This window comes from Chitinimonas arctica (assembly GCF_007431345.1).
Lineage (GTDB): Bacteria > Pseudomonadota > Gammaproteobacteria > Burkholderiales > Chitinimonadaceae > Chitinimonas > Chitinimonas arctica.
Map to the genome: position 1 here is coordinate 3,474,365 of NZ_CP041730.1, position 23,270 is coordinate 3,497,634.

Genomic DNA, 23,270 nt, shown 5'->3' on the forward strand with positions numbered 1-23,270 from the left:
AAGATTTTAGCTTTTCGATAGTATCGCTTGCCCTACTTATCAATCGCTTGCTCGAACTGAAAGAATCAGCTCTCCCGCATACTAAAAACCAGGGCTGAAGAATCATGGAAGTGATTGAAATCGAAGGGAACATGGACCAATTCGTGGCCGGGAACGTGATCCACGAAAACGGCACGGTCCGCAATGCAGTCCACTTGAACACGGAACGTTCAGCAGGTCCGCAAGTGGTCTTGGATGAGCAGAATTTTAACAAGCTCACCAAGATGAAAACCTCGGCGCCGGCTCGTTTTGCGCTGCTGCGTTTGATGGAACACGACGTCACCTGTCAGGATTTGGCCCAAGTATGGGGTCAGGAACTAGTCTTTCAGCAATCGCAGTTCCGCCTTACTTTGTCTCGCTGGGCACCTTGGTGGGTGGGTGGCCTGGCGACGATATGGGGCACATTGGTTGGGGCCTGCATATTTGGGGCTTTTCTGTCGGAACCGGCCTATCGGGTTTTCTGGGTAGCCAGCATCTTCGCCATAAGCGTGGTCATGTTTTGGCGCATGGCTGCGACGGCTGTCCCCTATTTCATCAGCAGAAGGCTACGGACCATCATTCCCCGCGTGAATCGGGACCTGCCGGAAGCGCTGGCGGAATGGCGCAATGCCCTGCGCAAAGGTCCGAACTCCACGATGTAATTGCGGCGCTATTCAGGAGGTAACGCCGTCATTGCAAACAAGCCCAGCTTAACCGGCTGGGCTTTGTCTTTGGTGCGAGCTAACCCTGTGCGGGGCTGCCCTCCCCCAAGGGGAGACGGTACGGGATAGAGGCATGGCGACCGTGTCGGCGTGGCATGCAACGTATTGTTTTGACAACATCATATGCGAATGGGAACGTTTCCATTCCATTTCGCAAAAAAGTATGCTTGCCCCCTAGGCAATCAGGACTTTCCCTGGAAGAATAAGACACTCCTAATAAACAAAAAACAGGGTGTAGTACCGTGGTAGAAATAATGGGTGACGTTGAGCAAGCCGTAGCAGGTAACGTTGTATATGAGAACCATACCCAAAACTTTATTCAGCCGGCAGTCAGCCGCGCGCAAGTCCTGCTGGACGAACATCAGTTTGAAAAATTGACGTCGATGGAAACATCCGCGCAGGCGCGTGTCGCGCTGCTAATGCTGCTGGAACAACACAACATCAGCAGCAAGCAGCTTGCCCAGGTCTGGGACGACGAGCTAACTTTTGCCGATGACCAATTGCACTTGGCTTGCACAAAGTGGGTACCTAGGCATATCAGTGGACTGGGCATGACTTGGGGCTTGCTGACAATGGTCTGTGTTGCCTTTATGGCGTTCTTGCCTTCGGTTCGGATTTTGGCTGGTGTGGTAGCGGTGGGCGCGACCATCGCGATGGTGTGGCAGATTCATAATCTGGTGGTGCCCTACATGCTCGGTCGAAAATTGCGCCCCATGTTGACCCAGGTCAATGAGGAGCTGCCTGCCGTCTTGGCAGAATGGCGTCGCGAGCAAAGGCGTGGTCCTGACTCGAAGTTCAACTAGCTTCGCCGCAATGAACATGTGTTGAAAAGCCGCTTCGGCGGTGGCAGTACCCAGCCTAGCGATAAAAGCTAGGCTTTTTTTCGCCCTGAATCACCCTGTGGGCGGGCGTCGCAATCCACCTCGGAAAGCGGCAAGCAGCGAGGAAGGCTCAGGGTTCCCTACGGCATGTGGCTTAAACGCGGTGTAGCTCGCAATCCAGCGCAGTAATCAACCCTTTCTCATCGAGCGTATGCACCGCCTTGGTGATGATCCAGCCCGCCCCGTCGATATCAGCCTTGAATCCTTGCACGGTCGCGGGAAGCTCCGGGAACAGCTCGGGCCGGCCACGTGCCAGGGTCAGGCTAAAGCTCGCATAGCCGCGCTGAAGCTTGGCCCATTCAGCGGCGGCGGCCCGCTCGGCATTGGCCCGGCTGGCATAGGTATGGCGCAGTGACTTGAGGTTGTCGGCGCTGGGCTTGGTGCCCTTTGCCTTGCCCTTGGCCTCGCTGCCCTTGCCGTGAATCACTTCCTTTTTCGCTGCTCCTTTTGCGTCGTGATAGTAGGCACGCACACCCGTATAGCTGTCACGGTCGGCCAGGTTGTAGCGATGGCTGTCGCCAGCCTGGCGGCGAATGGTTACGGCCGGCAACGCTCGCCCGCTGGCGCTCAAGCCTTGGCCGGCTCGCACGAAAAGCAGCTTGCCGCTCTTTACGGTGGCGATAGCGTCGTGCAATTCAGCCAGGCGGCTTAACAGGTTGATATCCGATTCACTGGTCTGGTCCATATGCTCCACGGGCAGCGATTCAAGCGAACCACTCACGACCGCACCCAAGCTATTGCGGCCGGCCACGATGCGCACCAGCTTGCCCACCGCCGTCTGGTGATAGCTGGCCTCGCGCTTGGTGGACAGGCCGGCCCGTAGATCGGCGCTGCGGGCGCGGATGGTCAGCTTATCGGGTGCGCCGCTGTGTTCCACCTCGTCCACGATATAGCTGCCCTTATCCACCAGTTCGCCATCGGCCCAGCCCAAGCTAAGGGTTGCCAGCGCGCCGCGCGTGGGAATGCCCAGCTTGCCGTCGGCATCGCACAGGACGATATCGAGCTGGTCCGCCTCAAATCCGCGGTTGTCTGTCAGGGTCAGCGATTCCAAGCGGCCATCAAGGGAAACCTTGGCCCCGTCCACGGTCAGCCGATATTGCGGCTGGGGCGGGATGCGATCAGAAGGCGGCATAGACTTGCCCCAACTGGTCCACTTGCTCGTCATCCTCGCGCTTCAGCGACAAGGTAAATTCCAGCCGGCGCGCGCTACCGTCCACGTAGAACAGCTGGCGCGTGACCTTCAGCGCCTCAATCACGAAGACGCCATAGATATCGCCGGTACCGGCGATGAGCGGATATGCCTTTCCCTCGTCGGCCATGGCCCGCACCAGGGCGAGTTCGCGCTCCCCGCCCGTCAGCTCTTCCGGGAACAGCACGCCGGATAGGGTAATGGTTTCATCGTCCGGCCCCAGGAACTGGCGCGCCGGCCGTTTGCCGATCCGGCTAGCCGTCGGAAATCGCCAGCCGATGTCTTGTTGCATCTCTTGGAATGGCAGGGTTATCAGTTCAAACACGAACATGCCTAAGCTCATCATGGGCGGCGCTCCTTAATCGAAATCGGCCAGCCGGCTGCGCGTGGTGGCGGCCTGCTTGCGTTGGACACGCTCCAGCTCGGCGGCGACCAGCTTCGCCAGCTGCTGCTCGTTCATGCCGGGCGCGGCTTGGACGTTGATCGTGATATTGACCGGGCCGGCCGCTTGGGCAACGCCAGCCGGACGGGCCGGCAAAGGTGCGCGGTGGTCGATAGGCGTTCCGGCGCTCGCCAGCACGCTGGCACTCACCGCCAGGCCGGCCGCCAGCGGCTGGGTAAGCTGTTTTAGCAGGGCCTGCATACTGGCAAGGGGCGCGGCGGCGCCCTCGCTCAAGCCTTGCGCAAGGCCTGCCATCGTAAAGCCGCCCAGCTCGGCAAATACCCGGCTCGGGCTGTGAATGCCTAGCTTTTCTTTGAACCAGCCGGCCATGCCGTCGCCCAGCTCGCCGACCTTGGCCTTGAGTTCGCCCCACTTGGCCGTAATCCCGGATATCAGGCCGTCGATGACCTGCCCACCCAGGGCAGCGAAGCGTGCGGGCAAGCCGGTCATAAACGCCATAATGGCGTCCCAATGCTGGATGAGCAGGCCGGGCAGGCTCCAATTCATGAACAGCCCGACGACCGCCTGCGACACGGCGGACGCCTTGCCGCATATCCAGTCCCACGCCGCGCCGGCATAGGCTTGGATACTGGCCCACAGCGCGGCGAACTTTGGCCCCAAGCTGTCCCAATTGGCCCAGATGTAGACCGCAGCGGCGGCGATCAACGCGACGACTGCAACAATGGGGTTTGCAAGCAGAAAGGCGAACACCACGCGCAGCACATTGCCGACCAGCAAGACCGCGCGACCGAGCCAGCCGACCACGATCAAGAACTTGTTCAATGCGCCGGCCAGCATGCCGACCAAGCCGGCCCCGCCGCCGAACTGGATACCCAACAAAGCCATGCCATAGCGCAGCATCACCAGGGGACCGAGCGCAGCGGCCAGCGCCAGGGTAAGCGTGCCCATGACGGTCAACACAACCGCCAGCACCGCCGCCACCTTGACCAGGGTCGCGGCCAATTGCGGATTCGCTTTGGCCCAAGCCGTGACCGCCTCGACGATCCTCCCGGCCGTTGCCATCAGATCTAAAAGGGCCGGCCGCAAGCTGGCACCTAGCCCGCTACTGGCATTGAAAGTGCGGTTCTTGAGCGTCTGCCAATGGGCGGACAGATTCTGCGACTTGGCTTCGCTTTCGCGCTGCATGGAGCCGGTCGCCTTGGGCGCTTTGACCAGGGCAAGCTGGCGCCGGTACTCGGCCAGATTGTTGGCGAGCTTCGCCGCGTCGTCGCCGTATTCCTTGCCGAATAGCTGGGTGGTGACCGTCATTTGCTGGGCCTGCGGCAGTAACTTGATGGCGTCCAGGACTTGCAGAATCGTCGCGGTCGCGTCCTTCGCCATGCCGGCCTGGACCTGCTTCGCATCGAGCTTTAGGGCTTGCAGGCCCTCGCGAAAGCGCTTCGGTTGCATGCTGGCAATCGCCAGTTCGCGCACCATGGCATTGCTGGCACTGGCCGCCACTTCGGCACTGGCGCCCAGGCTCAGGAAGGTACTGCCCAGGGCGGCCGCCTGTTTGTAGTCCAGCTTGTCGGCCACGCCGCCCAGGCGTTGCAGCACGTCGATAATGTCCGCGCCCTTGGCTTGGGCGTTGTCGTCCAGATAGTTGATCGCATCGCCCAGGGCAGCGATATCCTTGATCGGTACCTTGTAGATATTGGCGATCTTGCCCATGTTGTCGCCGATTTCCTCGGCCGCCATATCGAAGGCAACCGCGCCCATGCCAGCCGTCTTGGCGAAGGCCAACAGGTTGTCCTTACCCTGGATGCCCATGCGCGCAGCGGCTTCGACTTGGGCGGCAATGTCATTGGCTGCCAGCGCGCCGGGCCGCTCGGATAGCGCCTTGATGGCGTCGGCCATTTCGTAGTAAGTGCGGGTCAGCCGGCCATTCGCATCGCGGGCGCCCTCGACTTGCCGTGCTACGCCGAGCATAGCGTCCTCGAACGAGGCGTAGTCCTTCACCATTTTCAATACGGGCAGGCCCATCACCGCACCGGCCCCCACCATCGCGCCACCTGCGCCGGCTGCTTGGTCCCGCGCTTGCATGCCGGCTTGGCGTTGGGTTTGCGCGGCGCGTTGTTCGCGTAGTCGGGCGTTGAGCTGGCGGAGCCTGGCCTCTTCGCCGGCCAGGGCTTGGGTGGCGGCCAGGGTATCGGTCCGCAACTGGCGCTGATGTTGGGCTAACTGTCTGGTTTCGATACCGCTGGCGGCCAGGGCGGTGCGTAGCTTGTGCTGCTTTTCGATCAGGGCGGCATGCTGCCCGGTCAGTGCGCCGGCCTGGCGTTTGGCTTCTGCGAAAGCCTGCTGCATTTCCTTGGTGGGTATCGTCGTAGCCTGCAATTCGCGGGCCAGCTCGTTGACGCGCGTTTGCGCCTGGCCCAGCGCCTGGCCGGTCTTGGCGCATTGCTCGGCGGTCTTGCGGTAGCCGTCGATTTTGCCGGCTGTTTGGTTAAGTTGACCGACGCGCTCGCGCAGGGCTTTGACTTGGGCGGACGTGGTGTTGCTTTCCGTGCGGACACGGCGCAGCGGTGCCGTGACCCGCTCGACGGCGGAGAGGATGACTTGCAGTTGTAGATTGGCTTGGCTCATAGCACTGGATTGGATGGCGGGAGTCCATATTGCCCACCGTAGGAGCAATTGTCCGGGCACCAAAGTTGTGCAGAAGTACAAAACCTTTAGAAGCTTCCCACATGCCCTTGCATACCCTTTACGGAAAAGCCCCGCGCTTGCTGATGACCTTTCCGCATGCCACTCTTACGTAAGCTTTCCTCACTAGGTAGAACGTAAATGTCACTGCGCGAAAAAATGGCAAGAGCTATAAGTGCGAGTTGGAAATTTGTCAATAAAGAAATATCTAGCTTCACATTGTTTATATTTTTTTTGTTTATGTTTTCTCTAGCGTGGTCTTTGGCCCCTCTGATCGCGGAGTGGTTATTTTCACAGCGCTTGAGTGGAAGCCGTAATTTAGAGGAGTTGGGGCAAATTGGAGATTCATACGGTATTTTTAATTCTCTACTTTCTGGCCTTACATTGTTTGCGGCCGCAGCTGCTTACTTTAGTCAGCGAGAGCAAATAAATACCGCAGTAAAAGAAAGACATTCCGACGAGGTGCAGCAGCAGAAAGATAATGCAGCAGCAACATTTTTTCATTTGCTTAGTTTACATAGAGAAATTAAAGTTTCACTCGACGTTAACGAGAATATGACGGGAGGGAAATTTTTTAGGTACGTTAGCATAGCGAAAAAAGATGTTCATGCGAGAAATCAAGACTTCGAAGAGAGCTTGATTGACTCGTTTAAATTTATGCTTGCCACTCAGGAAGGATTGAAGCTTCATTTTGTAACATATTTCAGTAGCTTGAAATTAATTCTTGAACATATCAACTCTTCAGAGGCTTGGAATTCAACTGAGAAATCTTTTTTTGCAAAAATTGTTAAGGCGCAATTCCTTCCAGAAGAACTCCCTGCTCTGATACTACACACTGCAGCAAATGATCGCTTCGGACTGAAGGTATTGATCGAAAAATACGCTCTGCTTGAAAACTATGAGCGCACCCCAACTGATTTATGGTTGGATGTATTTTTATCTGAATTTGATAGAAGTGCGGCCGGAGCTAACGACGAAATACTTTTTTGATGCTAATTAGAAACTGACGGCGCCCAACAGAAACCAGCGCTTACGCAAAGTGCGCTCGGCGGCAATCGAGGGTGGGGACTTTTCTCGACTGCACGTCAGTCATGTAACGAGCGCCATCGGATGGAGTTCACTCCGCTAGGCCGTCGCTAAAAACGGCATCGGGATAGTGGTCGTCCCGCTGGGCGCTTCGTTTTAAACGCGCTTGTGCCATTTGGTAGCTGCTGCTTTCCTGCTCGATTCCGATAAACCGACAACCCGCCTCCAGGGCGGCGACCCCTGTCGAACCCGAGCCCATGAACGCATCCAACACGACTTGGCCGGGCCGGGTGGAGCTGGCGACGATATGGCGCATGAGGTCCAGGGGCTTTTCGCATGGGTGCTTGCCCTTGCGTGGCGGAACGGTGGGGAACTGCCACACGTCGGTATACGGCATACCGTGCTGAAGGTGGAAGGGCCGGCGTAGTTGCTGGTGGGCCTGCTTCAATTCCTCGTAGTCCTGGCGGAGTAGTTGATACTCCGCCTGCAAATGGGCGTGTTCGCGCGAGAGGGGACGGCGACCGTTGTCTCGTCCGCCCGGCTGGCTGTGATTGAACAAATGCCGCAACCATAGGTAAGCCGTCTCGGTCGGCAAAGCCCATTGCGAGTGCCCGAACCAATGCGAACTCATCCCGCCCTTTGCCGTATTGCCGCGCCAGTCTCGCCAAGCCGCGTCAATGGCAGCGCACGACCAACCGGCCCGCTTGCGCTCTTCATCCAGATAAGCGCGTAAGGGCTCGAACACACTGCTGCGCGACTGGCTGCATTGCGCCGCGTAGCCGGTCGCGCCGCTGTCGATCCGCTTCGCGCCGTACTGCTCGGCAAAGATGATGCGTTCGGTTTGTGGATGAAACTGGCGCTGCTTCGCTCTGCAGGCGCGTAGGTGCGTACCTTGAGGCTTTAGCCATACGATATGGTTTAGTACCCTCATCCGTTCGGCAACCAGTAGCTCCACCCTGGCCGCCATCTGCGGCGAAGCAAACAGGTAGAGCGAACCATTCGGCTTGAGCAGGCGGGCGAACTGGCCCAGCACCTGGGCCAGCCAGACGGCGAAAGCATCGGCGCTTTGCCATTGCCGGTCCCATTGCTCGGCTTTGACCTTGAAGTAAGGCGGGTCGGTAATGATGGCGTCCACGCTCTGCGCCGGCATGGCGGCCATGGTGGGCAAGCAGTTGGCTTGATAGAGGGTGAAGCGAGAGGAAGACACGGGCGCCATGAGAAGGTTTCTCTACATGGCGCTCGCGGCGCGCTTGGATTTAGGGGCGCATGGCCCTCAAGGTATTGAGCGTCCCGCAACGCGGGCACTTGATTGTTAAAACGGTGTAGCGGCCTTCGCCTAGTTTGCGGTTGCAATGTCCACAGCGGATGGTTTCCATAATTGTCGCGAGCTTCGGTTGTGCTAGTCTCGCAGCCCCTCAGCGCTGGGGGAGCGGTCTAGCCGGGCTCACTGCCTGTTCAGTGGGGACGGGGCCGGGCCAGATGTTCGCGCACTTGGCCCGGTCGCCGCTTCTGTCTTTCAAGCGGGGCTAATCGTCGGCCCCGCTTCGCTGTCTGGCGCGCTCGCGCCAGGCCAGCAACTCCGCCACCGTCAGGCCGACCAGGTCAGTAAGCGGCCAATGAAACACGGTGGCGATATCGGCCATGCAATCCTCTACACGGGTAGGGAGTCCGCCACCTTCGCGGATTTCGGCAGCAAAAAACCTGCGACCGCCGTTCCCATTTGCGTAAGGTCGGCCGGATCAAGGCGATTCATATCCGGTTCGGTCAGCATCGGCGTACTGATGCGTGGAATCAGCTTGATCAGCGCTCCCGCCTCCATTTGCAGTAGGTCAGTCAGTGTCAGGCCGCGTAGTTCGCCCGAGCGGGGTTTACGCAGGACGATATCGGTAATGGTTTGTGCGCCTCGCTGGATAGGGGTATCCAGGGCAATGGCGGCTTGCTCCGGCTGGGCGTGCGGGGGCGTCATTTCTGAGGCGGTCGTATTGGCTTGCATGGGCTACTCGTTTCGATAGGGTGCAGGGGTGGGGTTTAGATGCCGATGGCTTTGCGATGCTTGGCGAGGCGGTCTTCGCCATCCACGACGAGCACCATGCTTGCCAGGTCGATTTCGATAGCGGTCGCGCCGTTGACCATCAGCTTGTAATAGCTGAGCGCGCTCTTCACTTTGAAATCGCTGTCGTCGCCGGCCTTGGCGGTACCCATGTCGATTTCCTGATGGCGGCCACGCACCACGATTTCCACCGAATCGACGTCCCCGCTATCTTCGCGCTGGTAGGCGCCGGCAAAGCGAATCAACACCGCGTCATGCTTGAGCGCGCCGTAGCCTTTGAGAATGTCGCGCATCAAGCCGCCGTAAGTGGCTTCCAGTTCGAGCTTTTCTTGGCCCATATCGATGCTGATAGGGCCATCCATGCCGCCGCCCCGGTATTCCTCCATTTTGCGGCTGAGCTTGGGCAGGGTGACCTCCTTGGTTTCGCCGGCATAGCCGTTGCCGTCCACGAAGGTATTAAAGTGTTTCAGCTTGCGCGGTAGTGCCATGGAAATGCCTTTCGGATTGGGCGCGTTTAGGCGGCGATTTGGGCGGCGAAGTCGGCCAGGTAGCGGTCGGTGATGCGCTGGCGGAGCATGAGGTTTTCCAGCGGGGGAACCGGGGTGTAGTCGTAGTCGATGGACAGCTTGCCGGCCTTGAGCGTCTCGACCGTATTGATTTCCTCGTCGTACCAGGCTTCCCCGCCCAGGATGTAGCCCCAGGCTTTCAGCTCGCGGAATTTGGCATTGATGCCTTCAATAATGTCTTTGACGAGCATCGGCCCCATGGGCTTGTCGATGGCCCATAGGTGCGCCTCGGCGATGGTGTCGGCCAGCACTTGGGCGGTACGGGTGTAGTTTTCAAAGGCGAATAGCGGATCATCGGAGCAGGTACGCGAACCCCAAAAGCGGAAGCCTCGGTGATGGACCAGGCCGGTCACTTCGTGGCTGTTGAGGTAGCCGGCGTCGGTGGCTGGGTCTTGCAAATCCCAATACACGTCGACCGACACACCCGACACGCCGTTCACCGTGACGTTCGACAGGGTCTTATGCCAGCCCTGCTCCTCGTCCAGTTTGGCGCGTAGGCCAATGGCGCGGGCCGTCGCCTGGCAGACAGCCGGGGCGCTCTTGGCGGTGTCCCAGGATACGAAATCGGGCCATATCACCATGACCTCGCGCTGGCCGAAGTTGTCGCGATAGGTTACGGCGGCTTCCTTGGTGGTGGCACCGTGGGCGGACACATAAGCGAAGGCGCGCAGCTTCTGCGCGATAGCGGCCAACTCGGTGGCGACGGGCAGGCTATCCAGCCCAGGGCAGGCAAGAATGCGCGGTTTGACGCCTAGGCTGGCTTGGGCGGTCAACAGCGCTTTCATGCCGGTATAGCGGCCGGCCGCGTTGACCGTGCCAATGACGTTGGAAGTCGTCTCGGCTTCGCTGGCGCCATCGGCCACCCGCACGACAACGATAATGGGCTTGGCCTGGTCGGCGATGGCATCGAGCGTGGCGGCCAGCGTGCCCTTTGTCCCGGCTTTGCCGATGGCTTCAAAAACGTTCGTAACGAGCTTCGGCGTGTTGAGGGGAAAATAGGCGGCGTCGGCATCGGCGCCCGTGCAGACAATGCCGATAATCGCCGTAGCGATAGTTCGGATAACGCGCGTGCCTTCGTTGATTTCAACGACTCGCGCGCCATGGTGGTAATCGGTCGCCATTGGCGGTTCTCCAGGCTGGTTTTGAGGTACCAAACCACTATGCCGGACGCCAATTCGCCTGCCACGCGAGGGCCGTTGTGCCGGAGCGCCGGACATTGCAAGCCAGAGAAACGGAAAACGACACACCTATGAATTTTTGTAGGTTTATGCGGAACGAAGTAGACACGCCCTTGTGGCCGCGAATAGTATCCGTGCCACAAATAAGCATGCCGCGACATAGACGGCAAAACGCGGTCGAAAAGACGCGGGGGTTTTAGGAGTAGGAAATGATTTCCATGGGCACTTTTACGTCCCGTCATAACCGCATGGTTTCGCCAGCGGCTACATTAGATTTCTCTATTGATTTGCGTGTATCGCGCACTCAAGGCTTAGCCCATTCGGCTTCCATCTTGGCGTTTGCCCCGCCCGGTAAATAGCTAAATTCTATTGATAATAAAAAGCCAATAGTGTCGCTTGCGTGACGATAGCGCAGTATTTTTGCGCTCCACACGAAGGCGTGCCATTGGGTGAATTCGCCCCACCCCTGCAAGCACCATTGCAAGGGCGAATTTTCGTATCTGTACATAAGGGATAGCGCTAGCAAAAAGCGCATGAGGCACGGAAGTAAAACTAAAAAACTTAAGGAGTAGGAACGCAATGCCAGGATTAACAGGTAAGACACGGCTGGTTACCGCACTACTGGTGGCATTAGGCGGCTTGGGCATGCCCACGGCGTCGGCCGACGGAGACGTCATCATTATCAGCGGCACTCGACCCCCACCAACCGGCTGTAGCGGCGCGCCGAATTGCGGCGGAGGCATGGGCGGTGGTCCGGGAACTCGTGATCCGCTACCCGCTCAGCCGGCGCCGAGAGATGGCGCTCCCGGTATTGTGCTGCCAACAAAAATGGGTATTGCTTGTAATCCAAGTCTGAATGCTACACCGAGCACAGCAAGCCAAATTGAACGTAGCCTTGCAGCCGGGCAGTCATTTACTCACCTTTTTAATTTATTGATCGCCTCCGGTACTTCTCGGTCTTCCACAATGGCACGTCTCGAAAGAAAGAAGCTCACAATTATCTTTTCCGACGGCGGTCGCCAGCTCTATGAATATGCTGGACAAACGGGACCTAACGGCAACGATTCCGCAGCAAATCCCGTAAACTCAACAGTCACTCCTGGCCCTGCGCCAGATAGCAGCTATTGCGGTTAAAAAAGGAACACAAAGATGCAAAAGCAATTGGCCTTGTCCGTCGGCGTCATCTCACTTGCTGTTCTAGGGTGGGTTGCTTGGTACGCTACAAAAGGTGACCTTCGACCGACAGCGCAAGCTGGCGCGGAGGCAAGCACGCCAAGCACGACAATGAAGAACCACGCTTTCCCATATTTTGAAAGCGAAGCAGATTACCAACCTGCTTTTTCAGCGGACAATTTGGCAGCAAGTTACAAAAATGCTAAAAACTTGTATGAGTTTGAGCAAGAAGCATTGAAACACCCAAAGGAAGGCGGGTATTTTTATGCGTCACTTGCCGCGCTAGCCTGTCAGGCTGAGGATATGGCCAAATTGCCGACACAGTTTAATGCCGAGAGCAATGAAGCATCGCATTTGCCGGATAAATACATTCAAAATCATGTCGCGCGTGGCAGCGCAGAATGGAATGCAATTTATTCCATGCGCAATGCATCTATGCAACGATATAAAGAGAAATGTAAAAATTTCCCTCCAGCCAAGCGCGGCGCGATGCGTGAATATTTAGAAAGACTGGATCAAGGAATGAGGCTGGGTGATCCCCTGGCACTTATAGATGGCGGACGTCAACTTGGGAAGATAGGTGCTGAAGAAGCACTTAAACTGAAGATTGCTAGCCAAGATCCCGAAGCCTTGCGAAACCTAAGTCTTGCCATGATATCGAAGGAAAACAGCGACGGGCAATCGAGCGTGGCATATTTCGATGGCCGCTGGTGGTCGGACGACGCCAAACTTTTTGATGCCGCAAGCTTGGCTTACTGCGAATTTGGCGCAAGCTGCAAAATTGAGAGTGATTTGCGCTTGATGGGGGATTGCATTTTAGGTGGATCATGTTATGCCTCGAAAATTGAGACTGTGCGTTTAGCCGGAGCATCAGGAGAGCCGCTTACTCCAGAAGAAATGAAGGAAGTACTTGAATTACGTGACCGGATTGTAAAGGCAATTCGCAACAAGGATATGGCGGCTTTTATCCCGCCAAAGCAGTAACCATGCAGCGCAAGGAATGGCTAGCCCGTCTAGCCATTCCTTGCCGAGACATGACAGTTTTCTAAAAATACAAGAATCTTGAGGTTGGAAAAATGTATCAAAAATCCCTACTGGCAGGGCTGCTAGGCCTCGCCATGCTCGCAGCTCACGCCACCGACGTAGCCGGCGCAAAACTGGCAACACTTCAGCAAACCGATATCAAGGGCTATGCGGTCAAGACCAGCTCGGACTTGGCGCTTGCCTATCGCAATGCCGCCAATCTGGGCGAATTTAAAGAGGTCGCTTTGCAGCGCCCCGAGCAAGGCGGCTATTTCTATGCCGCAATGACCCAGGTCATATGCAATAACGAGTGGCTGGCACAAGCCCCCGCGCAGTTTGAAGCGAGCAGTAAAAACGCAGAGATAAGCAAGCGGCGTAATGCATCCCTGGTGCGAATCCGGGCGCTTTGTCAGGGCTTCCCTGCCGGCGCTGCCACCGACCCACTTGCTACGATCAGCAAGGGCATTACGCTGGGTGATCCTTTGGCGCTTGGCTTCAAGGGTGTCGAAAAAGACAAGTCAGTGGATATCGCCGCCACATTAAAACTACAAATCGCCGCCCAAGACCCTGAATTGTTGCGATCGCTTGAGTACTTCCTTATTCGAAATACATTTGATTCGGTTTATTTTGACCGCCAATGGCTTTCTGGCGAGGAAGCCAAGAATGTATTGATTGCGGCATCGCTGGTGCCGTGCGAGTTTGGTGCGAGCTGTAAATTGGATGCCGACCCGATCTTAATGTTGAACTGTGCGCAATTTAAACGCTGCCCCGAGAATTTAGAAGTTAGCGCAGCATGGGCTATCGGCGCGGATAGATTGAAATTGGCCTTAATAATACGCGACAGAATGGTACAAGCCATCCGCAGTAAAGATAGCTCCTTATTTATTCCAAACACATAGCGATTTGGTGGTGACAGGCTGATGGCTTAAAAGGCTTTCAGCCTGTTGTCGCTTTAACCGTGGCTGCACGTATGGCTACGGCAGGGTAAGCCAAAGCAGCGATACGTATGCGTCGTTGCCGGCTTGGTGTTTCAACGTAATTAAAAAATGAATCAAGACAAAATAATTGAGGACGGAAACATGATTGCAGCAAGTAACAAACTATTCATTCGCTCGTTGATGGCCGCTTGTGTCTTTATGGCGTCGGCGCAGGCGCTTGCCGACGGTGACGACGTAATCAGAATCGAAGCGCCAAGACCCTCGAACCCGTGCGGCGATAGGCCAAACTGCGGCGGCGGCATGCCCAGGGAGCGCCACCCTTCGCCGGCTCAACCGGCACCACGGGATGGGGCGTCAGGTCCATCCGTCGCCCAGCTCGCAGAAACAATGCGGCAGGTCGATGTGCGTTGCCAGGCCGGCATGCCGGATACCACTTCGCAGGCCGAGCCCAATATTCGCCTCGCTGCCGCGCAGGGTGCGTTTGACGCAAAGGGCATGCGCATCGGCTTCCTGTGGGATTCGGTCAAGCGGCGGCTTGGCGGTGCGGGCGGAAGGGTGACCGTGACCTTTGCAGACAACGGCAGCGAAACCTACAACGTGATCAACATCACCGGGAGCATTGCGCTTGCCGCGCAGCCTGGTAGCTTGGTGCAAGGATCGGGCGTAGCTGAGGCCGCGAACTGCAACCGAGGGTAAGCTAGCCGGTATGGACGTTCGGCTTGCCTACGGCAGTTCGCGGGGCAAGTCGAACGTTTTAATGAATTTACAAGTGATGATGCGATGTTAAAGAAACCCACCGTTTACTATTACGCAGCAGGCGTCGGCGCCCTCATTGTGGCGGCCTTTGCCTTTACGCAAGGGCAAGCAAGGCCTGCAGAAGTTGACAGCGCGCCCACCAGCCATGCGGCAGCCCGCAACGCGGATACCGAGCCGGCGACTGTGTATAGCGCTGCCCAGTTTCAGGCCCCGGCGCAAGCGACCGAGCCGGCCGCCCGTCAGTCTTTGGCGAGCGCGTATGCGAGTGCCAAGAACCTTTATGCCTTCGCCAACCAGGCCAAACTCTTCCCGGAACAGGGCGGCCTGTTCTACGCCTACAGCCTGGCCCGAAGCTGTAGCAACAACCTCGGTTCCTTGGCAAACCGCCCGCCAGCGGAAAGCCAGGACGACCCGACGACTCGCGCTAAGCGGCAAGCCGCCGAAGGCAAAATCTATCAGCGGTGTGATGGATTCATGGCGGATATCAGCAAAGACCCTTTGCTAGCCGATTTCTATTCCAATATCAAAAAGACCAGCGCCGACCCTTATTTTTCTGCAAGGGCCGATGCCCCATCGGCGATAAAGCTGCTGGGTTCTGCGAGCGATCCGTATTTGATCGAGTCGCTGTTGCTGGCTGCCGCGCCGCTGGGCAACGACAAGAACGGTGAGCCCAGCCGGTATTTCGATGGGGCCTGGTTGACCAACACTGACCGCGAATTACTGGAAATGGCGACGACCCTGGCCGCCTGTCGCATGGGCCTCGCCTGCACCGCAGAAGACGACCCAACGCTACTCCAGAATTGCGCATTCGGCGGTATCTGCGCGGACACGCGCGAAGGCCTATTGAAGGCGATGATTGCCGAAAACAATATCGCAGGCGGCCAAGAAAAGCTTATCCAGTACACGGATAAGATTGTGAAAGCCCTGCGCGAAAAGAATTTCAGCGCCTTTGTTCCGAAGAAATAAACCAGCCCGCCATTCAGCGGGCTGCAATTGCCGTTTGCCCGTAGACATGCCACGCGGTGGCGGATGTGCCGGTTTTACAAACAATTATCCCCGCCTAAGCGGGGACAATTGTTTGGCTTAATGAAGGGTCGAGTTTGCGTGCCCGCACGACACTGCGAATTTACTGCAATGTATTACTGACAGTATTGGTCTTACAGATTGTCACCCCACCTTGCCGAATTTCCATATATCGATGGTAGGTGCCAGCCCAGCCTGGTTGATTGGTATAAGCGTAATCAGCCGGCAACGCCACCAATGTGGCAAAAAACGCGCCAGAAACGTCGGGTATGCCGTTCTTCGTACCAAACACATACGCTTCTGAATTTGGCGGTAGGTTCGCGCCATTAATTGCATAGGAATATGGCCTGCCTGCTGGCACAACTGCAGGAGAGGAACTCAAGGTGCAAGTAGGAGCAGCCAACATTTCTGTTGAGACAGCATTTGTGGTGCAAACAGGCTCGCCAATCGAATTGCGAATTTGCAGGTAACGGACGTATTTTCCATTTTGACCTGACTGATTAGAAAATCGATAAGCAGTCGGGAAGGCCTGTATATTTCCTTGCGCATCGCCGTTTGCGTCTGCAATGCCATTCTTTGTGCCGTACCAAAATGCTTGTGCATTATTAGGCAGGTTAGTGCCGGCGACCGTGTAACTGTATTCAGCACCTTTTGCAATGACGGACGGTGCGACAGTTAGACTGCAGGTTGTCGGTGAAGTCTCGGCAAAGGAATATAAGAGGCCATGTCTTCTATTAGCCAAGAAGTCATATTCGTTTAATCCGTAGCCCGCATAGATTTTTAAGCCCGGAATTTGAAAGGGTAGTTGACCGCCGGTAAGTGCCGGAATGTCAGTCGTGCCTAACGTTGTGATGCGATAGGGCAACGGAGAGCTGATCTCGCTCGCCACCCATCCGTTCGGCATTAAAAAATAACTGCTGCCATTTTTTGTTACCGCTTGTACGTATAAATTTCCCGTCTTGCCAATGTCGGATTGTTCAACATTAATTGTAACGTTAAGTGACGGCCGGGAGGTGTCTAGATTGGAGCCTGTAGAGGTCGCGGTAAACGGACGAATGAACATGCCCTTCGCCGCCAAAACAGCCGAATACGCATCTAGCATTCCGGCACCACAACCCGCGCAGCTGCCAACGAAACGATGTGAGGTTGCCTTTAGTATAGCTTCGACTTGATCAGGACTTAAGCTTGGATTGGCGGATAACATAAGCGCTGCTACCGCTGCAACGTGTGGTGCGGCTAAAGATGTCCCTTGGGCATAATTATAGTTGTCATTTCCGGGCGTTGTTGATCCATCATTAAAGGGTGTAACGATTGCATCGCGCACATTATTGTTTGTTATAGTTCCGCCGGGGGCCGCGATATCAACAATTGAGCCGTAATTTGAGTATGAAGCGCGGGCGCCCAATGAGTCAAGCGCAGCGACTGTGATAACGCCGGAGCAATTGGCTGGAGAGAAGCCGCTAGCATCCTGGTTATCGTTTCCCGCAGAAACGACCACGACTGCACCCGCGTTTCTTGCTTCTGTAATAGCCTTTTGGACCCCGACAGAGCAGGTGCCTGACCTGCGCAGGGAAATATTGATTACTCTGGCAGGAGTTCTGTTCTTTTCCAAAATGTAGTTAGTCGCATAGCCAGCAATCCATTTGCCGCTGCTTACGTTCCCTCCGACGGCCCAAGTAATGGCGTCTTCCAAGTGTTTATCACTAGCGTTGTCGAGTCCAGATATTCGCAAAGGTAATATCTTTGCGTCATACGCTCCGCCGGCGATTCCATTTCCATTATTGGCTTGTGAGCCAATAATTCCTGCTATACGCGTGCCATGCCACGAAGAATTCCTTTGCAAAAAATAATCACCCATATCGGTCGCATCGCGATCACGGTCTTGCCAGACAACGTATCCAGTGCTGAGCTTTATATTAGGCCAGCCTATTTGGCCATCACGCCCTTCGGTGTCGTAATGTAAAAAATCCATCCCGGTGATTATGTTTGCGACGAAGTCTGAATGAGGGCGATAGCCCGTATCCGGTATTGCGACAACTATGCCCGCGCCAGTGGATAGCTCCCATGCAGCAGGCGCGTTAATTCCAACGAGTGAATTTTGCATATTCCATTGGGAGGGCCAATATTGATCGTTTGGTGTTATGGCCTGAGGTGCAAGCATCCGATAATTAGGCTCAGCCGATAAAATGCGCCTATCATTTTTTGCGATTTCTGCCGCAAGAATCTCCGCATCTGCATTGAAAACAAATCGATCTAATTTCCAAATTATTCTGCCGGAATTATTTGTTTCCAGTAATTCGACTTTTCGGCCATGTCGAATCGCGGCAGATTGAATGGACGTAATGTTTTTTTTGTTTATATTGCCCAATAATGCATTCATGTCACTTGCAGTGCGGTACCTTACAATAATCTCATCAGTTGTGCCTGCATAGGTGGAATCGGCCGGTGTGGACGGATTGCCGACTGCGGTTTGCATGGCAATTGCCAGCAATACGGTAGCGCTGCTTTTTTTATAAAAAAGAATACGTGGCATTCGGTGATTCATTCCTGCTCCTGTGAGTGTTGTGCGCTAATGAATAATTGGCACCTAATTTTTCACGGAAAAATGTACTGCCCATCTTTCTGCGTGGATTGGAGTGCGGGGGTATGAAAAACCTAATTTGGTATGTTTACGGACTTGAGCGGATCTAAACGAAGCAAATGATAGTTAGGCTCCGCATGCTCGATTAGCCTGCTGCTTGCCTTTATTTCTTTAGAAAGCTTTTCGGCTTCGGGGTGGGGGATTTTTCTATCTAGCTTCCACATTTGCTGTCCGTGGGTAGCAATATGCGAGAATGTGATAATTAACCCATGACGCGCAGCGATGGATTGCAGCATGGGGCCTTTAGTTAAGGCTGGATCTTTTTTGTCTGAAGTGCCTGATTTTTTGAAGTAGATGGCTATTTCATCGGTTCCGGGGTCTTTTTCTTCATTGTTCTGCGTCTCTGGGTTGCTTGTCTGGACGGCTTCAGTCGCTTGCACTGCACAAGCACTCAGGCTTAACGCTAATATGATGGCAAGCCAATTGCTATTCGCTTTCATAATTCCAACTCCTGTTGATACGTTGTTGTGCCTTCCCTTGAGCGGGAAGGAGTTTTGGCCGGGCATACTAATGCGAACCCACTATTTTGCATAGTTGGTCAAATGGCGTTCGCAAGTGGGGTTTTCCTTGGCTCGATTCAGCTGTTGCGTCCTGCGTTGCCTGCAACGTGGACGAAAAAAGCCCGCTAGGAGCTTGCGGGCGAGGGTTGGATGGCGATCCTTTCGGCTGAGAAGCAGAGGAAGCAACAGCCGGCGGATTCTCGTTCTGGTCGAACAAGGAGAGCGGAGAGGCGCCCGCGTGAAGCGCACGGAGGGAAGTGGGCGCGCGGGTTTACCTCTCTCCGCTTGGACAGACACGGGCGGTGGAGTTCGCACCCGGCGCCTAAAATCAGCCGCGATAGACATTCACGGTCAGGCCCGCGAACCTTAGTTGGGCATCGTCCGGCAAGCCGGCATTGATCCCCGCCGCATCGCACTGCCACGCCCCGTCATCGCCTGGCGCGGTGAATGGGGCGACCACGGTCACCTTGCCGTTCACCGCCCGCCCGATCAATAGACCATCCCGGCCTCCGCGCTGGCGGATCGGCAAGCGGAAGCTATCGGCGTAGGGCAACACCTGGCCGTCGTCGCCGCGTAGCTCTGCGGTCAAGGTCAGGGTCGTCCCTTGCGGGCAGGTGATTTCGTGCCGGTCCAAGTTCACCAGCGTTTTATCGGGCTGGTCGCTGGTGACCTTGGTTATCACCAGTAGCGGCAGACTGGCCGGCGTAGGCGCGATGTAGGCAGGCAAATCCAGCGCGCCGGCATAGTCTACGATCAGGTGGCCCGGCAGGGTGGCAAGGTCCGCATTCGCGAACTGCTGTATTTCGTCGGGGTATGCAATTAATCCGGACGACGGGTCGGTTTCGATAGGGAAATGTACTCTTTTATTCATTTTCACAGTCCCGCCAAGGTAGCGACTTGAGATAGCCAGGCATCGAGCGCGGCGCGGGTGTAGACACCGCCCGTCAAACGCTGGCCGCCGATAGGATGAAAGGTGGTGAAGCGACCGCCGCCGATATGGCGCAGCAGGGCCGTCGTCGCATTGGTCATCATGCTCAGCGGGAAACCGTCCTGGCTGGTTTGGATGGTCGCCTGGCGGCCGTTCTTGGACAGCTGGAGCATCACCTTGTCGGTCGCGGTGGAGCCCATCAGCACGCCGGCCCCGGCTGCCACAATCAAGGACTCATCCGCGCTGACGTAGGCCATGCCACTACCGGTGAAGGCCAGCGCGACGCCATTGCTTGCCACGATGGCGGTCGGGCCGGAAACCATGGCCCCGGTCGTGTAGTTCAGGACGGACTTGCACACCCCGCCGTTGACCGTGGACGTGCTGAACAATTGCAGATTGCCGACACCCTCTACCGTGCGGGTCAGCAGGTGCTGACTACTCGCCAAAGCGTTGTTCGCTTGCGCCGAAAAGCTACCCACCACGGTCAGCGCGCCGGTCGCGATAAGCAGCTTGTTTAGATACATCGTGGCCGGCGTGGTATTGCCGTTGTAAGACAGGAACCACGCCGCTTGATCCACGGCATCCAGATAGATGGACTCGCGTACCAGTACGGTCGCATTGGGGAAGTCGGCCAGCAGCTTGGTCCAGATCGGCACGCCCGCCGCATTGATTAGCGCAAAGCCGGTGAGCGATGGGCATTGTAGGGCCGAGCCATCGGCCAGCCAGGATATGGGCAGGTAGCCGGCTGAGGCATTGCCGTTATCGCCAAAGGCAGCAGGCCGGGCCACCGCAGCCGGCCACGGAAAGATCGAGCGCGCCGCCAGGTTGCCGGAGGTACTGGAAAGGATGCGTCTACCCATGGCTCAGTCCTCGTAGCCGTAAGCGCGCGCGTCCACCACATTGGCCGCGCTGGCCCGCACATAGATGGATTCCCCGGCCGACATTTGGATGCCGGTGCGTTCCAGCACATTGGAGATTTGCCCAGCCGGATCGAGCGGGGTATTGAATTCCAGGCGGTCGCCATTGGTGACGCCCGCCGTACCGATAGCAAAGCCGACGGTCACCACGCCGGCGCTGCAATTGACCATGTTCAAGTTAAAAGTCGGGGCCTTGCCTGCACCAGCGGTGTAAAGCGGTACCCAGGTATCGGCCTGCGCAATGCAGGTCTTGCCGAATGTCGGCATAGGATTCTCCAGTAGGAAAAGGAAGTTGAAAGCGAACGGGCGAAGCGCCCCGGACTAGATTTGCGAATGGAATAGCCGCTCGGCCCGGCTAAACAGGGTGCGGGCGTCGCGCCACTCGGCATCCCCGGTCGCCAGGCTTTTCTTGACCAGCACTTGGCCGGGCAAGCCACCCGGTGGCAGCTGGGCTTGCAGGCTTATCAGCTGCAACACCCATTGCCGGCTGGCGAGCGTCTTGGTCGGGTCGATAGTCAGATTGACCACGGCGGCATTGCCGAAGGCGACAACCATTTCCATCACGGTATCGACGCCCATGCCCTGCGGTAGGGTGGGCTTGTAGCGCTCGGCGCAATTGCCGACCGCAATCAAGTTGCCGGCGCTGTCGTATAGGCCCAGCTCACGGATGGTGAAACCGCCGTCCGTGATGGGTATCACCACGTTGGCGGTGATCCAGCCGGGGTTTTGCGGATCGACCGTCACCAGATTCAGCGGCCCGCGCCACACCTCGCGCACAAGGCTGGTTTGCTTTTCCTTGGGCGTGGTGGCTGCGCCGTTGCCGTCGCCGACCGCCATATGGCTAAGGTCGATGGTTTGGCCCAGGGCGATGGCATTGGCGATGCGGGCAAGGCCGATTTCGGTCGGCAGGGTGTACCAGGTCTGTAGCTCGGCCATGGTGGTTCCTAGAAATTGGCGAAGAAGAGCACCCGTGCCGGCGACAGGCCGGCATGGCTATGCGAGAGGGGGGCGGCATCGGTGATACCGGCAGCGGCCAAGGTAGTCGGCGTGCCGGTCAGGCTGGCCCAGGGCAAGGAGCCGGTGAAACGGGTGGAGTTGCCGGCGTGCCAAAGCTCGTAAGCCACCGCGCCGGCCGACCAGCCGCCGACCTTCCACTTGTTATCCACGTCGAGCCCGAAGTAAGCCCCATAGCTGCCCGGTCGCAGAAAGGTCAGCACCGCCGCGCTGGCGGTCCCGCCATTGCCGGATGCGCGCAGCATCAGGCCTTGCCCGGTGCTGCCAATGGTCGCCAGGGCGGTCCCGGCCGGCAGCGAGCCGGCGATGGTTTGCGGGGCGGTGAAGGTATTGCCGGCCAGACTGGCGGCATCGGTGATGCCGTAGCCGGCTAGGGTTGTCGGCTTGCTGGTGATGGCGTCCCAGCCTGGCGCGATGGGTTGCAGGCTGGCGGCGGTGACGCGGCCCTTGGTGTCGAAAGTCAGGACCGGGATATGCGTCGCGCTGCCGTAGCTCCCCGCGACCACGCCCGTATTCGCCAGGGTGGCGGCCAGATAGGTATCGGCGCTGCCATCCAGGGCAATCGAGCCCGTGATATCGCCGGTCAGGGACAAGGCGCGCGCGAACTGCCAGCGGCCGGCGCTTTCGACGTTGCCGCTGATTTGTCCGGACGTGCTGATGGTGACGGTCTTGGTCGCATCATTGAAGGCCAGCGCCACATTGCTACCGGCCGCGAAGTTCAGTTGCTGGCCGCTATTCAGGCTCAACCGTTGAATGCCGCCGTCGCCAATGGGCAAGGCATGGCTATGCGCGACCGCTGCCGCGCCGACACTGGCGGCCGACAGCACGACCGCGCCTGTCTGGCCGTTGATGCTGGCGACTTGATTGTCAGGCGTCAGCAGCTCCTGCCAATTCGCCAGGGTACCGGCCGGGGCCGCGCGCAGGATGAAGCTGCGCCGCAAGTCGGTCCGAATCGCCACGTCGCCCGGCTCGGCCATCAGCGCCAGCAAAGCGGCCTCGCTGGCGACGACAAAGGTATCGGTAATCGCCAGGGCAGGTAGTTGTCCGGCCGGAATCTTGCCGTCTGCACCGAGCCCGGCGTAGCCATTGGCCGCGCCCTTGTTGGCGGTGCTTTCCGGGGTAAAGCCTAGACTGGCCTGCTTGCCATTGAGGGCGGCCACCAGGCCGGAGACTTGGGCCAGGGCCAACTGGATAGCCTGATGCGAGGCAGCGGTGAGCCGGCCTTGTGCATTGACCGACAGCGACAGGGTTTTATCGGCCGCGCCGTAGTTGCCGGCTGCGACCGTGGTGGCGGCTAGCTGCAACACCAAGGTCGGGTCGCTGCCGCCATCGAGCAGGGCGCTGCCCATGGCATCGCCAGACAGGGACAGCTTGCGCAGGGTTTGCCAGCGGTCGGCTGTGGCGGCATTGCCGGTGATATCGGCCGGCAGCCTGCCCAGGTTGTCCAGCCGCAGCAGCTTGCCGGCCAGGGCGGAGGCGACCACGTTGTCGGCTATCCAGTTGTACAGCCAGCGCGTGCGGCGCGTCAGTTGGCCGGCTTGCAGGTTGACTACGCCGGCCGGGCCGCCCAGGACTAAATCGGACGGCTCGATTTGATAGACCGTCGCGGGGAATTGGTTGTCTTCGCTGAGGTTTGCCATGA

Annotated in this window: 23 protein-coding genes; 7 read left to right on the forward strand and 16 right to left on the reverse strand. The window is 57.4% G+C overall.

The annotated features are described in order from the left end of the window. The first annotated feature begins 104 nt into the window (after positions 1 to 104). Together FNU76_RS15735 and FNU76_RS15740 are read left to right on the forward strand one after the other, a co-directional pair. A complete protein-coding gene (locus FNU76_RS15735; RefSeq protein ID WP_144279071.1) occupies positions 105 to 680 on the forward strand; it encodes a hypothetical protein in 576 nt (191 codons plus the stop codon). Positions 681 to 994: 314 nt separating this feature from the next. After that, positions 995 to 1,543, forward strand: coding sequence for a hypothetical protein (locus FNU76_RS15740; protein WP_144279072.1), 549 nt, complete (start codon positions 995 to 997; stop codon positions 1,541 to 1,543). A 172-nt stretch (positions 1,544 to 1,715) separates the two neighbouring features. Here FNU76_RS15740 and FNU76_RS15745 read toward each other — a convergent pair whose 3' ends face one another. The 3 genes from FNU76_RS15745 to FNU76_RS15755 are packed head-to-tail and all read right to left on the reverse strand — an operon-like array spanning position 1,716 to position 5,838. Beyond that, positions 1,716 to 2,753, reverse strand: coding sequence for a phage late control D family protein (locus FNU76_RS15745; protein ID WP_144279073.1), 1,038 nt, complete (start codon positions 2,751 to 2,753; stop codon positions 1,716 to 1,718). Continuing rightward, on the reverse strand, positions 2,740 to 3,156 hold the full coding sequence (locus tag FNU76_RS15750) for a phage tail protein (RefSeq protein WP_144279074.1): 417 nt from the start codon (positions 3,154 to 3,156) through the stop codon (positions 2,740 to 2,742). Before FNU76_RS15750 ends, FNU76_RS15745 begins: the two co-directional genes overlap by 14 nt. Before the next feature lie 12 nt (positions 3,157 to 3,168). Further along, positions 3,169 to 5,838, reverse strand: coding sequence for a phage tail tape measure protein (locus FNU76_RS15755; RefSeq protein WP_144279075.1), 2,670 nt, complete (start codon positions 5,836 to 5,838; stop codon positions 3,169 to 3,171). Between the two features lie 198 nt (positions 5,839 to 6,036). On the opposite strand from FNU76_RS15755, the gene FNU76_RS15760 reads away from it, so the two are divergent. Continuing rightward, positions 6,037 to 6,885 carry a putative phage abortive infection protein gene (locus FNU76_RS15760; RefSeq protein WP_144279076.1) on the forward strand — a complete coding sequence of 283 codons (849 nt, stop codon included), beginning with the start codon at positions 6,037 to 6,039 and terminating at the stop codon, positions 6,883 to 6,885. A gap of 127 nt (positions 6,886 to 7,012) precedes the next feature. Here FNU76_RS15760 and FNU76_RS15765 read toward each other — a convergent pair whose 3' ends face one another. The 6 genes from FNU76_RS15765 to FNU76_RS15790 form a co-directional block, all read right to left on the reverse strand. Beyond that, on the reverse strand, positions 7,013 to 8,137 hold the full coding sequence (locus tag FNU76_RS15765) for a DNA-methyltransferase (protein WP_144279077.1): 1,125 nt from the start codon (positions 8,135 to 8,137) through the stop codon (positions 7,013 to 7,015). 40 nt (positions 8,138 to 8,177) lie between these two features. Further along, on the reverse strand, positions 8,178 to 8,297 hold the full coding sequence (locus FNU76_RS15770) for a Com family DNA-binding transcriptional regulator (protein ID WP_144279078.1): 120 nt from the start codon (positions 8,295 to 8,297) through the stop codon (positions 8,178 to 8,180). Between the two features lie 150 nt (positions 8,298 to 8,447). Next, positions 8,448 to 8,564: a GpE family phage tail protein gene (locus tag FNU76_RS15775; protein ID WP_144279079.1), complete on the reverse strand. Its 117-nt coding sequence runs from the start codon at positions 8,562 to 8,564 to the stop codon at positions 8,448 to 8,450. A gap of 8 nt (positions 8,565 to 8,572) precedes the next feature. After that, the gene (locus tag FNU76_RS15780; protein ID WP_223879048.1) at positions 8,573 to 8,914 is read right to left on the reverse strand and encodes a phage tail assembly protein; all 342 of its coding nucleotides are present in this window, start codon (positions 8,912 to 8,914) and stop codon (positions 8,573 to 8,575) included. 35 nt (positions 8,915 to 8,949) lie between these two features. Then, complete coding sequence (locus FNU76_RS15785; RefSeq protein ID WP_144279080.1) at positions 8,950 to 9,459, reverse strand: phage major tail tube protein; 510 nt, start codon at positions 9,457 to 9,459, stop codon at positions 8,950 to 8,952. A 26-nt stretch (positions 9,460 to 9,485) separates the two neighbouring features. Further along, entirely contained in the window at positions 9,486 to 10,658 is a 1,173-nt protein-coding gene (locus FNU76_RS15790; RefSeq protein WP_144279081.1) for a phage tail sheath protein, read from the reverse strand. A gap of 1,206 nt (positions 10,659 to 11,864) precedes the next feature. Here FNU76_RS15790 and FNU76_RS15795 point away from each other — a divergent pair. The 4 genes from FNU76_RS15795 to FNU76_RS15810 all read left to right on the forward strand — a co-directional run bounded on the left by FNU76_RS15795 (position 11,865) and on the right by FNU76_RS15810 (position 15,571). Next, positions 11,865 to 12,872 carry a hypothetical protein gene (locus FNU76_RS15795; RefSeq protein ID WP_144279082.1) on the forward strand — a complete coding sequence of 336 codons (1,008 nt, stop codon included), beginning with the start codon at positions 11,865 to 11,867 and terminating at the stop codon, positions 12,870 to 12,872. Between the two features lie 92 nt (positions 12,873 to 12,964). Next, positions 12,965 to 13,810 carry a hypothetical protein gene (locus FNU76_RS15800; protein WP_144279083.1) on the forward strand — a complete coding sequence of 282 codons (846 nt, stop codon included), beginning with the start codon at positions 12,965 to 12,967 and terminating at the stop codon, positions 13,808 to 13,810. Positions 13,811 to 13,957: 147 nt separating this feature from the next. Then, positions 13,958 to 14,545 carry a hypothetical protein gene (locus FNU76_RS15805; protein WP_144279084.1) on the forward strand — a complete coding sequence of 196 codons (588 nt, stop codon included), beginning with the start codon at positions 13,958 to 13,960 and terminating at the stop codon, positions 14,543 to 14,545. An 84-nt stretch (positions 14,546 to 14,629) separates the two neighbouring features. Continuing rightward, the gene (locus FNU76_RS15810) at positions 14,630 to 15,571 is read left to right on the forward strand and encodes a hypothetical protein (protein WP_144279085.1); all 942 of its coding nucleotides are present in this window, start codon (positions 14,630 to 14,632) and stop codon (positions 15,569 to 15,571) included. Between the two features lie 160 nt (positions 15,572 to 15,731). On the opposite strand, the gene FNU76_RS15815 is transcribed toward FNU76_RS15810, so the two are convergent. From FNU76_RS15815 to FNU76_RS15845, 7 genes are all read right to left on the reverse strand, one after another. Further along, positions 15,732 to 18,161, reverse strand: a complete 2,430-nt coding sequence (locus tag FNU76_RS15815; protein WP_179958138.1) for a S8 family serine peptidase — start codon at positions 18,159 to 18,161, stop codon at positions 15,732 to 15,734. A 122-nt stretch (positions 18,162 to 18,283) separates the two neighbouring features. After that, on the reverse strand, positions 18,284 to 18,709 hold the full coding sequence (locus FNU76_RS15820; protein ID WP_144279087.1) for a hypothetical protein: 426 nt from the start codon (positions 18,707 to 18,709) through the stop codon (positions 18,284 to 18,286). Positions 18,710 to 19,097: 388 nt separating this feature from the next. After that, the gene (locus FNU76_RS15825) at positions 19,098 to 19,640 is read right to left on the reverse strand and encodes an immunoglobulin domain-containing protein (RefSeq protein ID WP_144279088.1); all 543 of its coding nucleotides are present in this window, start codon (positions 19,638 to 19,640) and stop codon (positions 19,098 to 19,100) included. A gap of 2 nt (positions 19,641 to 19,642) precedes the next feature. Further along, complete coding sequence (locus FNU76_RS15830) at positions 19,643 to 20,557, reverse strand: hypothetical protein (RefSeq protein ID WP_144279089.1); 915 nt, start codon at positions 20,555 to 20,557, stop codon at positions 19,643 to 19,645. A gap of 3 nt (positions 20,558 to 20,560) precedes the next feature. Beyond that, positions 20,561 to 20,881, reverse strand: a complete 321-nt coding sequence (locus FNU76_RS15835) for a hypothetical protein (protein ID WP_144279090.1) — start codon at positions 20,879 to 20,881, stop codon at positions 20,561 to 20,563. 54 nt (positions 20,882 to 20,935) lie between these two features. After that, on the reverse strand, positions 20,936 to 21,550 hold the full coding sequence (locus tag FNU76_RS15840; RefSeq protein ID WP_144279091.1) for a phage tail protein: 615 nt from the start codon (positions 21,548 to 21,550) through the stop codon (positions 20,936 to 20,938). 8 nt (positions 21,551 to 21,558) lie between these two features. Then, positions 21,559 to 23,268, reverse strand: a complete 1,710-nt coding sequence (locus FNU76_RS15845) for a hypothetical protein (RefSeq protein ID WP_144279092.1) — start codon at positions 23,266 to 23,268, stop codon at positions 21,559 to 21,561. Positions 23,269 to 23,270 lie beyond the last annotated feature (2 nt).